We start from the raw sequence: 13026 nt of genomic DNA on the forward strand, positions 1-13026 counted from the left end.
ATGGATTATCGAGTAATCAAGGAGAATGATTTATTTATTCTTTCTGATAAATCAGGAAATATACCTTCAGCAACATCTACAGAATATGGATTATATACGAAAGACACAAGGTTTTTAAGCACTTATAAATTATCGATTGAAGGAATAGAGTTAGTTCTTCTATCATCCGAAGCTAGACAGAATTATGTTGGAACCTTCAGGTTAACGAATACTGAAGTGAAAGAAAACGACAATATCGTACTATGGCGGGAATCGATTGGTATAAAAAGAAAGCGTTTTATTTATAATGATGCTTTTTATGAAAGAATTTACTTTGAAAATTATAATACACACTCTGTAACCTTAAAGCCTAGATTTGAAGTAGCTGCAGATTATAGTGATATGTTTATTGTTCGCGGTTTTCTAGGTGGAAAAACAGGGGTACGTACTCCGAATAAGGTAATTAAAGAAGGCATTGTTTTAGGGTACGAAGGTAGTGATGGTATTACTAGACAAACGAAGATAGAAATTTCACCAAGACCAGACTTAATCGAAGAAGCGGGAGAAATAGGTTTAACACTAGAATTAGGCCCTGAAAGCACGACAACGGTTGATGTATTGATTACTCCGGTAATTGGAAGTGTTGCTGAGAAGGTTCCTTTCGATAAAGCGCTTCACCAACTAGAATCGAGCTATAAAGAATGGAATGCTAAAAGTACAAAAATAGAATCAGATTCGAAACTATTGAATGACATATATTCGAGAAGTTTAGATGATTTAAGAGCTCTTCTTACTAATCTGGGTGAAGGTTCATTTCCAGTAGCTGGAATCCCTTGGTTTGCTGTACCTTTTGGAAGGGATAGTCTCATAGCAGCTATTCAAATGTTAGTTGCCAATGTGGAAATCGCAAAAGGAACTTTGAAAACTCTCGCAAAGTATCAAGGTAAAAATTTAGATTCATGGAGAGATGAGCAGCCTGGAAAAATACTTCATGAAATTAGATTTGGTGAACTAGCAAATAATAATGAAATTCCTCATACCCCATACTATGGAACAGTCGATGCAACTCCACTGTTTTTGGTACTTGCTGTTGAGTATTATCGATGGACAGGTGATAAAGAAACGATCACTCAAATTTTACCAAACATCAAACATGCTATTCAGTGGATAGAACAGTATGGTGATCGTGATAGTGATGGTTTTGTTGAGTATTATCAAGAATCGAGTAAAGGTATTGCTAATCAAGCATGGAAAGATTCTGGTGATTCAGTTGTTCACCGTAATGGGGAATTTGCTAAAGCACCAATCGCAATTGCAGAGGTACAAGGTTATGTATATGACGCAAAAGTTAAATTAGCAGCTATTTTTAGAGAGTTTGGCGATATCGATTTAGCTGAACAGCTTACAAATGAAGCGGCAGAGCTAAAGAAGAAATTTGCAAAAGAATTTTGGTTAGAAGAGGAACAATTCGTTGCAATCGCTCTTGATAAACATAAAAAGAAGGTTGAAAGTGTCACAACAAACCCTGGCCATTGCTTGTGGTCCAACCTATTAAATGAAGAACAAGCGAAAAAGGTTGTAGCAAGATTAGTTTCAGATGATATGTTTACTGGTTATGGAATTAGAACAATGAGTTCAACTTCTACACGCTATAACCCAATGAGTTACCATGATGGTTCTATATGGCCACACGATAATTCACTTATCTTCTTAGGAATGAAAGAACAAGGTTATGCTGAAGAAGCGATGAAGGTGATCCAAGGACTATTAGATGCGGCAAATCATTTTGAATACAATAGACTCCCAGAATTATTCTGTGGCTATAGCAAAAGTGAGGAACCATATCCTGTTGATTATCCTGTTGCGTGTTCACCGCAAGCCTGGGCTGCAGGAACTTCCTTAGTCATGATTCAGGCAATGCTTGGAATTAAACCTGATGTGCCAAATGGTTTAATTAAATTCTTACCATCCTTACCTAGCTCAGTTAATAAGTTAACTGTTAAGGATATTGCTATTGGAAAAGGACATGTTTCTGTTCAGCTTATCAAAGAAGGTGAGTATGTCTTACTTGAGGTATTGGCTAATACCACTGGATTAACGATTATTAATGAAGAAAAACAAATTTGATTGAGAGTTAGATAATCCTAATTTGGAGAAGTCTACTTCAATATAAAATTAGTAAAAGGAGAGGGAAATTAATGAAAAACCACTTTTGGAAATTGTTTTCAGTTTTAGTGCTTGCGTTTTTAATCTTACTAACAGGATGTTCATCATCAGATTCAAGTAAAGACAGTGATCAAATAACATTACGTATTGGAACGTGGGAAGGTGGAGACGCTTTTCAGATTCAACAAAGGTTAGCAGAAGAGTATATGGATAAAAATCCAAATATAAAAATCGAAGTAGAATCTGTACCAGATGGTTATGGTCAAAGAATTTTAACTCAAGTAGCTTCTGGGGTGGCACCTGATATTTTTCAAATTGGAGAAGATGACATTCGAACTTATGCTGATCGTGGTGCAATTATTGACTTAACCACTTTTACTAATAGCGATAGTGAATTTTCTGAAGCAGATTATATTGATACAGTACTTAATATTGGTAGAATTGATGGTAAATTGTTTACACTACCTAAAGATTTCAGTAATATAGCTGTTTATTATAATAAAAGATTATTTGATGAAGCAGGGATTCCGCACCCAGAGGTAGGTTGGACTTGGGAAGAATTTTATGAAATTGCTAAAAAATTAACGGTAAAAGATGGAAATCGTATTACGCAATGGGGAGTACAGTTACCGGGTACTGACCTTACAAGAATTTTACCTTTAATCTATGCATATGGTGGAGATTTAATAAGCCAGGATGGTACTCAATTTGAAGGATATTTAAACAGTGAAGGTACGGCTACAGCTTTGCAAATGTATTACGATATGTACTTTAAAGATAGCATTGCGCCAACAGACGTAGATAGAGAAGCCTTCGCAGGTGTAAACTTATTCGGTTCTGAAATTGTTGCTATGAGTGTCCATGGTCGTTGGCCAGCAGCTGGATATATAGATAATCCGAATTTAGAGTTTGGTACGGTAGCATTGCCAGAAGGACCTGCAGGAGCAGGGAATAGTATTGCATATGCAGGTTATGGGATCTATTCTCAATCAAAAAACCAAGCGGCTGCTTGGGATTATCTTAAATATTTAGCAGGTAAAGAAGGAACTTCACAATTCGCGGAACATGCATTTGTCGCTGTTCAATCTGTAGCTGAGGAATCTGGTCAGTTAACAAAACCTGTGTATCAAGGATTTACTGATGGAAACGAGCATATACGTCCGAAACCATCTCTATTAACTCCACATTTTGCTCAATCAGGTGCGGTGGTTATTAAAGAATTACTCGAGAAGATTACCTTAGGTTACGAAATGGATATTAACCAAGAACTTGATAGATTAGCAAAAGAAGCAGATGAATTATTAAAACAAGCACAGGATAAATAATTAAGGGCAGGTGAGGGATTTTCCTCACCTCTCTATTCCTAATTTGAGGTGATATAATGGCAACTGATCAAAAGAAACCCATACACAAAAACGATAATCAGTCTGTCCATAGAAAGAAATCATGGTGGAATAGCAGTCGTAAAGAAACACTGACATTTTACTTATTAATTTCCCCATGGATATTAGGGTTCTTATTTTTTATTGGAGGACCAATGATTGCATCATTGTACTTTAGTTTTACAAACTGGGACTTATTTACGTCGCCTAAGTGGGTAGGTTTCGATAACTATGTTTATGCATTTACTAAAGATCCACTTTTCAAACAATCTATCAAGGTAACTTTAATCTATTCATTATTTTCAGTTCCTATCGGTATGGTTGCATCCTTATTAATTGCTTTGTTATTACACCAAGGTGTAAGAGGTATGAGAGTTTTTAGAACAATATTTTATCTTCCTGCTGTTGTTAGTGGTGTTTCTGTAATGGTTCTTTGGATGTGGATTTTCAACCCAGAAATTGGATTGTTCAATACAATCTTAGGTTATATCGGAATCCAAGGGCCAAAGTGGATTTATGATCCAGATTGGGCATTACCTTCTTTAATCATCATGAGTTTATGGAGTGTCGGTGGTGGAATGGTCATTTGGTTAGCAGGTTTAAATAGTATTCCAAATTACTTGTATGAAGTTGCTAAAATCGATGGTGCAAATGCTTGGCATAGATTTAGATATGTGACAATTCCAATGTTGACGCCAACAATATTCTTTAATTTAGTAATGGGAATAATAGGAGCACTTCAAAGTTTTGGAGAAGCCTACGTAATGACAGGGGGCGGCCCTTTAAACTCAACTTTGTTCTTTAATTTTTATTTATTCCAAAAAGCCTTTGAGCATTTTCAAATGGGATATGCATCAGCTTTGGCTTGGGTGTTATTTGTAATTGTTTTATTCTTTACACTCTTAGTTGTTAAATCATCTAAACTATGGGTTTACTACGAGGGAGAAAGGAGATAATAAATGGCAAACTTAGATCATTCAAATAAAAAGTTATATTCTTCTCCTAAAAAAGGCTTCGGTATGAAGACTTCTAAATTTATTTGGCAGTTAATTGTTTATACACTATTAATATCCGGATCCATTGTTATGTTAATTCCATTTTCTGGATGTTATCAACAGCTTTAAAAGAATCTTGGCAGGTTTTTGAATATCCAGTAAGGTGGATTCCTGACCCGATACGTTGGGATAACTTTATCACGACATTTACTTCCTTGCCGTTTGGGAAATGGGCATTAAATACTGCTTTTATTACATTGCTAACAATTATTGGTACTTTGTTTTCATGTACAATTGTTGCATATGGTTTTGCGAGATTTAAAGCACGAGGTAAAGACGTACTATTCATGCTTATGCTGGCAACGATGATGCTACCAGGGGCAGTAACTATGATTCCTGTTTTCTATCTATTTTTGAAATTAGAGTGGGTAAACACATATTTACCACTTATTGTTCCTAGCTTTTTCGGAAATGCATTCTTTATATTTTTACTGAGACAATTCTTCTTAACATTACCAATTGAGCTTGAAGAAGCTGCAAGAATAGATGGCTTAAATACAATTGGCATACTTTATAGAATAATTTTACCTTTAACAGTTCCTGCCTTAATTACTGTGGCCATTTTCCAGTTCAATGGAGCATGGAATGATTTTATGGGTCCGTTAATTTATTTAAATAAGCCAGAATTATATACCTTATCCTTAGGGATAAATTTCTTTAAAAATGTTAACGAAACACAATGGAATTTCTTGATGGCTGCTTCGGTAGTTACAATGCTGCCATCCTTAATCTTATTTTTCTTAGGTCAAAAATACTTTGTTGAGAGTATTACTTTATCGGGTATTAAGGGTTAATAATACGAGGGAGGGAACATGATGGAAATAGGTGGGGTTATAGGTGGTTTATATCGTACTTGTGAATGGATAACTCGGGTAGCCTTCCTGGGAGTATTATGGATACTCTTTACTATTTTAGGGTTAGTTATTTTTGGATTGTTTCCTTCTACTGTTGCAATGTTGGCGATCACTAGAAAATGGATTATTGGAGAAAAGGAAATTTCAATTTTCAATACCTTTTTTGGTGTATATAAAAAAGAATTTTTAAAATCACAAATTTTAGGTATTATCATGACTGGTATTGGAGTAATTCTTTATGTAAATATTTTATTTACTCTAACCCAAGAAGGATTTTTCCTCTTAAAAGTACTTATAGTATTTTTTACAATTGTCTATTTAATTACCTGTCCATATCTGTTAACGATGTTCGTTCATTATGAATTAACTTTTTTGGAATACTTTAAAAATTCATTGCTTATTGCGATTTTTAACCCGGTTTATAGTATCTTAACCATAGTGGGTATAATTCCTTTGTTATATTTATTAGGAATGTTTCCTGTTCTATTTATATTGTATGCTGTGAGCTTGAGTGGGGTTTGGATCACGTGGATTTCACATCGCATATTTAATAAAATAGTAAGAAAGAAAGAGCAACTTGGTGGGACTTAATAAAAAAATAAACCTTTTAATTATTAATAATGATTAAATGATTAGATAACGTAGAGAAAACGGGGGAGTTGCTAGCCCCCCCGATACTTAATAATTAACGAAAGGAGTAGAAGTTTTTTTCTACTCCTTTCGTGTTAGTGTTGATTTGGTATTTTTAGAAAGGAGTAGAGTTTTATGGACAATAATTTAAAAGCAGTTATTTTTGATTTAGATGGCGTTATTACAGATACAGCAGAATACCACTTTTTAGCTTGGAGGAACTTGGCAGAAAGCTTAGGGATCTCTTTTACGAGAGACCAAAATGAGTTGTTAAAGGGTATTAGTCGAATGGAATCGCTAGATTTAATCCTGGAGTTAGGTGGAAAGTCTTTAGAGTATTCTGATGAAGAAAAAATTGCATTAGCCGAAAGAAAAAATGAAAATTATTTAAAGCTAATTAGTAACATTACTCCCAAAGACATTTTACCCGGAATTAAGGAGCTCTTGGTAGAGTTGAAAGGGAACGATATAAAAATCGGCCTAGCTTCAGCTAGTAAAAATGCTTTTCAGGTGATAAATAGTCTGGAGCTTAATGATTATTTTGATTTCATCGTAAATGCGGCAAATGTGAAAAACGGGAAACCAGATCCAGAGATATTTAGGACTGCAGCAGATATTTTACAAGTTTCTTATGAAAATTGTGTTGGGATTGAGGATGCCGAGGCTGGGGTAGCCGCAATTAAGGCAGCAAATATGTTTGCTATTGGGATAGGTTCTGAGGAGGCGTTAAAACAAGCCGACGTAATCTATAAAGATACAACTGAGCTTACTTACGCTAAGATCGTTGACCAATTTAAGAACAGTACAAAAATATAGAGGTGATTTAAGATGACGTGGAAGATCACGAGTACTAAGCTTGATCAAGCTGGTTTATTAGTAGATGAAAGCTTGTTTTCTCTTGGGAATGGTTATTTAGGTGTACGCGGAAATTTTGAAGAAGGGTATCAAGCTAACTATAAATCGATCAGAGGAACTTATATCAATGCGTTCCACGATATTACTGATATTACTTACGGTGAGAAATTATTTGCTTTTCCTGAAACCCAACAAAAATTATTAAATCTGATTGATGCTCAATCAGTCGATATTTTTATTGATGGAGAGCAATTTTCTTTATTTGAAGGGGAAGTAATAGCATTTGAGCGGCACCTGAATTTTGACAAGGGAACAGCTGAGCGACTCATTTGTTGGAAATCTCCAAGTGGAAAAGAGCTAAGACTTACATTTCGTCGACTTGTTTCGTTTAAAACAAAGGAGCTATTTGCAATTGAGATTACCATAGATCCAATTTCGGACATAGAAGAAGTAAAGCTCGTATCAACTGTAAATGGAGACGTTAGCAATTTTGTTGATAAAAATGACCCGCGTGTGGCTTCAGGGCATGCAAAGCGACTATCTGTAGTTGACGTGAAACACCTAGACCGTATGAGTTTAATTGTGAATAAAACATATGTCTCGGAGTTAAAAGTCGCTTGTGCATCAACAAGCCAAATCGATGTGGAACACTCCTATTCATCATCGGCTTCTCAAACAGGTATAACAGAAGTTTATACGTGTAAAGGGGATCAACAAATTCATTTTATAAAGGCAAACTTCTATACGGATACATTAAGACATGGATCGATGTTAGCTGACTATGCAATTAGTCTTTGTAAAGAAAACCGCTCAAAAACATTTCATGATTATCTGTACGACCAGCAAATGTATTTAGATAATTTTTGGAAAAAAGCTGATATTACGATCAAAGGGGATGACGACCTTCAGGAGGGACTCCGCTTTAATTTATTTCACCTGCTTCAGTCAGCAGGAAAAGACGGAGTAAGTAATATTGCGGCCAAAGGACTATCTGGAGAAGGATACGAGGGTCATTATTTTTGGGATACAGAGATTTATATGTTTCCGGTATTTCTATTTACTAATCCTGAAATAGCCAAACTGCTTTTGACCTATCGCTACTCAATATTGGAAGGTGCAAAAGCTCGCGCGAAAGAAATGGGGCATAAAAAAGGAGCATTATTCCCTTGGCGAACCATTTCAGGAACTGAATGCTCAGCATTTTTTCCAGCTGGAACGGCTCAATACCATATAAGTGCTGATGTAGCGTACAGTTTTATCCAATACTATTTAGCAACTGAAGATATCGACTATTTATTTGAGTTTGGTGCAGAGGTTGTGTTTGAAACAGCCAGATTATGGCTCGATACTGGTCACTTTTACGATGGGCACTTCAGAATTGATAATGTAACTGGCCCTGATGAATATACTTGCATCGTTAACAATAATTACTACACAAATGTGATGGCAAAACATAATTTACGATGGTCTTCGAAAATCGTTTCGATTCTTAAACAAGAAAATTCAAGCAGATTATTAGAATTAACTAATAGATTAGGGATTTCTGAAACTGAGATCAACGAGTGGAGTGAAGCAGCAGAGAAGATGTACCTGCCTTATGATGAAGGATTGGGTATTAATCCACAAGACGATTCGTTTTTACAGAAAGCAATTTGGGATTTTGAGAATACCCCAAAGGAACATCATCCTTTACTGCTTCATTATCATCCATTAACATTGTATCGTTATCAAGTATGCAAACAAGCAGATACAGTGTTAGCACACTTTTTGCTTGAGGATGAACAAACCTATGCTACAATGAAAAACTCTTTTGACTACTATGAAAAAATAACGACTCATGATTCCTCATTATCCTATTGCGTTCATAGTATTATGGCGTCAAAGCTCGGTTACCATGAGAAAGCATATAACTATTTTATCGAAACAGCTCGTTTAGATTTAGACAATACTCATGGCAATACCAAAGATGGACTTCATTTGGCTAATATGGGCGGAACGTGGTTAGCAATTGTCTTTGGTTTTGCTGGTCTTAGATTAAAGGAAGAAGGAATTTCCTTAAGCCCATCGCTTCCTAATAATTGGGAAGAACTTGCATTTAACCTTCAATTTAAAGGACGGTTGTTCCGGGTTGAAATTACTAAACACTCTGCCCAATGTCATTTACTAGAAGGTGAGCCTTTAATAAAGCCAATTAGAATAAAAATCTAAGGAATTCATAGAACGTTAAATCAAACTATTTTTTCATGGGAAAATAGTTTTGCATAATACAACTTAATAAATTGCTACTGTATTTGCTTATAATACTGCTGAGTAATTCATTTAACTTGCTATCTAATGTTGTGTAGATTTTTATAGTTGGTTGATAGGCAGTGCTAAAACAAAACTTTTGCGGACACTGTGTCCGTGAAAGTTTTGAAAACATCATTGACAACGAGCAACAACAAATATAAACTAACTCCGAAAGCGCTTCCGGTACAAAAACCATTAGGGAGGAATGATGCTGTTTAAAAACGAAAGCGCTTTGGAAAAAAGAGCTCTTATTTATCTAATTTGGAGGTCACTATGTTTAAATCTTCCTTGAAGGCTAAATTGACAATATTCTTTATTGGTACCTTATTACTATCATTGACCGTAGTATCTAGCTCACTAATGTATCGAAGTTATCATTATACAAATCAAGTCATGAATGATCGTATTGATGAGAACTACTTAGTATTTGATACTATTATGAAACAAGAAAATTTAAGATTATCGGCTCTAGTTGAGACAATTGCTGTTTCAAATTTTTTTCAAGAGAGCCTTTCTGGAGATAGAGTCGAAGGCATAAAAGAACTAATCAAAGACCAATCCTATCAATATCACTTGAATTTTGCTACAAATTTTAAAACTAATATTTTTGCTATATATTCTCCAGATATGAGCTCAGTTTTCTATATTAATAATAATAATCGTGACCTGAGTCAAGATCCATTTTTACAAAAAGCTCTAGAAACAAGGAAGAGACTAGAACAACAATCTGTAAACCAACATGGTATGGAATTAAGATCAGTTGGGCCAATTTATAACGCAAATAAGGAATTGGTTGGATTTGTCGAAATAGCAAAATACTTTGATAATGCGTATTTCGATCAGCTAGTTCATGCTACCGGAACTGAGGTAACTATTTTTAATGGGACTGAAAGTGTCGTATCTACGATCTTTGACTTAGATGAAGATATTCCAAACACCCCTGAGAGTAGACTTATCGGACTCGAGTTAGAAGATAAAGAATTGCTAGAGCCGATATTAATGGAAGGTGACTATATCGTTAGGGAAGAAACACTGAAAAATGGAAGAGTCATTAAAGGTGGCTATTATCCGATCCAGTTGACAAATGGTGATCTTGCTGGTGTATTATTTGTAGGTTTTCCAATCGATAAATTTAAACAACAACAAATAGAAGATATGGTTGTTACTTCAATTATTTTCTTAGTATTACTTGTTTTAGTAGGAACGATTACATTAATTTATCTACATATCAATTTAAATCCTATCAAGAAGTTATCCTCAACAGTCACTGAATTCGCTGAGTATGATTATCGATCGTTAATCGAACAAAAGTTTTTAAAGAAAAACAACGAAATAGGTGATATATCAAGAAGTTTATCAGTTATGCGTGAGAATACGAAGAGTTTAATCGAGGTTATACAAAGCTCATCATCGAAATTGAACAATTCAGCTGACGAAGGATTATCTTTGGCTGAGAGTAGTTTATGTGCAATCGAAGAAATTACGGTTTTGGTGGATGAAATTAATAAAAGTGTAGAGTTAGAGCATATTAATTTACAGGAAAGTTCAACCGCATTGGATAGTGTTGCAGTCGCAGTGAGTGGAATTGTTAATACTTTATCTGTTTTTGCAGAAGAAATTCAAAAGGTAAATGAACAGACAAATTCAGGTACGCAATTAATAAATAGTAGTGTAGAGAAGTTTGATGAGATTTCAAAAAATTCAGCCCAAATAAAAGTAGATGTTTCCGAATTAGTGTCTTCGCTAAAAGACATTAGCTCATTTGTGACAATCATTAAGAATTTAGCCGAACAAACAAACTTACTATCTCTAAATGCTAGTATAGAAGCTGCCCGTGCAGGAGCAAACGGCAGAGGGTTTGCTGTAGTAGCTCAAGAAATAAGAGCACTTGCAGCACAAAGTGCAAAAGCGTCTGAGGATATCAATACAATTGTTGCAGCGATAAGTGAAAGTTCAAAACGATCAGTCGATTCGCTTAACAAAAATGAATGTGGAATTACTGAAGGAGTAAATGTAATCTCAAAGATTGTATCTTCATTTGAAACAATCGACTATTCGGTGAAAGAATTAACGGGTCAAGCTGATATCCTTTCTGCTACATCAGAAGAGATTTCTGCCACAATTGAAGAAGTGTATTCTTCTGTCGTAGATATTGAAAATCTCTCACAAAAAAATAGGGATGCAGTGGCTTCCATTGCGACCAATTTAAATTTACAAAAGAAAAGTACAGAAGAGTTAGTGGTGTCTTCGAGCGGACTAACTAGGTTGGCGGATAGTCTTTCAGAAAAAATAGATTCGTTCAAATTGTAAGGCTGTTTTCGAACACCAGTTGGTTCTTAATTGACAATATTCTGCTTTCTAATCTTTTGAAATGAAAGAAAAATGCTTCTCTGGCCTTACTGTAAATAACAAACTATAATCTTTGAATAGCCTTAAAAACGACACAATTTTCTTTTTTGAGAAGGCTTGACTTTTTAACTAAATGGTTATATTATTAGTTCGAAAGCGCTTTCGGATATTGGAGGAATGACTAGTGCCTACAATTTATGACATTGCAAAAAAAACTGGATATTCCATAACAACAGTATCTAGAGCACTAAATGATTATCCTGATGTAAGTGCAAAGACCAAAAAGATTATTTTAGATGCGGTAAAAGAAATTGGATATTACCCAAACTCTATTGCTCGTTCTTTAACAACAAAGAAATCGTGGACATTAGGAGTAATCTTTATTGAAGACTTAGGTGTCGGTATTAAGCATCCATTTTTTAGTGCGGTTATTCAGAGTTTTAAACAAAGAGTTGAAAGTTCTGGTTACGATATTATTTTCCTAAGCCAAAATATTGGTACAGAAAAAAAGAGCTACTTAGATCACGCACTACATCGTGGTGTTGATGGGATCATTGTCGTTAGTTCAAACTATGATAACCCAGAAGTTCAACATTTAATGGACTCTGAAGTACCGAGTGTTGTTATTGACTTGCATAGTAATAAGTCAAGTGTTGTTTACAGTGATAGTTTTTCAGGCAGTGAGATGGCTGTCAGCCATTTATATGCTCTTGGCCATCGCAAGATCGCCCATATTAGCGGTCACCAAAGAACATTTGCAGGAATTGAAAGATTAAGAGGCTTTAAAAAGGCAGTAGAAACGCTTAATTTAGATATTCCGGATTCATACATTGTTGAGGGTGGTTTCTTCTCTTATGAAGATGGATACCTTGGAATGAAAAAATTACTTGATTTAAAAGAACGTCCAACGGCAGTATATGCAGCTGGTGATATGATGGCGATTGGTGCAATAAGCGCAATAAATGAAAGTGGACTAAATGTACCAGCGGATATCTCAGTCATAGGTTTTGATGATATCGAGATAGCGAAGTATACCACTCCAAAATTAACAACAGTGAGGCAGGACACCGATTTAATAGGTGAAAATGCCGCAAAAGTCTTGTTAAATCAAATTAACGACAATAGTAAAGTGTTTTCGGCTGTGACTATACCTGTTCAATTAGTTACAAGAGAATCAACTAGAGAGCTTTAACCGGATAGAGGACTACATCAAAGTAGTTCCTGTCTATCCCGAAAGCGCTTTGGATATAGAAGTGCATTCACAAGAGTTTTTGGAACAATGGTAGAGAAACTATGTTTTTTTACTAAACCGAAAGCGCTTTGGATAATGATGTTGTATTCACAAGAGTTTTTGGCTGAGTTGTAAAAGATTGTTTTGTTTTTACTACTTTCCGAAAGCGCTTTGGATAATAAATGGTTTCCTATTAACGGATAAATAGTGAATGGAAACTAAAACTAAAAAAAACG

Annotated in this window: 9 protein-coding genes; all 9 read left to right on the forward strand. The window is 35.1% G+C overall.

Going from position 1 to position 13026, the window contains the following annotated elements; genetic code table 11:
- Positions 1–2106, forward strand: a complete 2106-nt coding sequence (locus H1D32_RS04430) for an amylo-alpha-1,6-glucosidase (RefSeq protein WP_261176979.1) — start codon at positions 1–3, stop codon at positions 2104–2106.
- A 71-nt stretch (positions 2107–2177) separates the two neighbouring features.
- Entirely contained in the window at positions 2178–3470 is a 1293-nt protein-coding gene (locus H1D32_RS04435) for an ABC transporter substrate-binding protein (RefSeq protein ID WP_261176980.1), read from the forward strand.
- A 56-nt stretch (positions 3471–3526) separates the two neighbouring features.
- Complete coding sequence (locus tag H1D32_RS04440) at positions 3527–4483, forward strand: carbohydrate ABC transporter permease (RefSeq protein WP_261176981.1); 957 nt, start codon at positions 3527–3529, stop codon at positions 4481–4483.
- Between the two features lie 83 nt (positions 4484–4566).
- Entirely contained in the window at positions 4567–5376 is an 810-nt protein-coding gene (locus H1D32_RS04445) for a carbohydrate ABC transporter permease (RefSeq protein WP_261176982.1), read from the forward strand.
- Positions 5377–5394: 18 nt separating this feature from the next.
- Positions 5395–6027 (forward strand): YesL family protein, encoded by a 633-nt coding sequence (locus tag H1D32_RS04450; RefSeq protein ID WP_261176984.1) that lies wholly within the window; start codon positions 5395–5397, stop codon positions 6025–6027.
- Positions 6028–6201: 174 nt separating this feature from the next.
- Entirely contained in the window at positions 6202–6882 is a 681-nt protein-coding gene (pgmB, locus tag H1D32_RS04455; protein ID WP_261176989.1) for a beta-phosphoglucomutase, read from the forward strand.
- 12 nt (positions 6883–6894) lie between these two features.
- A complete protein-coding gene (locus tag H1D32_RS04460; protein WP_261176991.1) occupies positions 6895–9129 on the forward strand; it encodes a glycoside hydrolase family 65 protein in 2235 nt (744 codons plus the stop codon).
- A gap of 354 nt (positions 9130–9483) precedes the next feature.
- A complete protein-coding gene (locus H1D32_RS04465) occupies positions 9484–11520 on the forward strand; it encodes a methyl-accepting chemotaxis protein (RefSeq protein ID WP_261176993.1) in 2037 nt (678 codons plus the stop codon).
- 223 nt (positions 11521–11743) lie between these two features.
- Positions 11744–12751 (forward strand): LacI family DNA-binding transcriptional regulator, encoded by a 1008-nt coding sequence (locus tag H1D32_RS04470; RefSeq protein WP_261176994.1) that lies wholly within the window; start codon positions 11744–11746, stop codon positions 12749–12751.
- Positions 12752–13026: the final 275 nt, after the last annotated feature.

The organism is Anaerobacillus sp. CMMVII, assembly GCF_025377685.1.
Lineage (GTDB): Bacteria > Bacillota > Bacilli > Bacillales > Anaerobacillaceae > Anaerobacillus.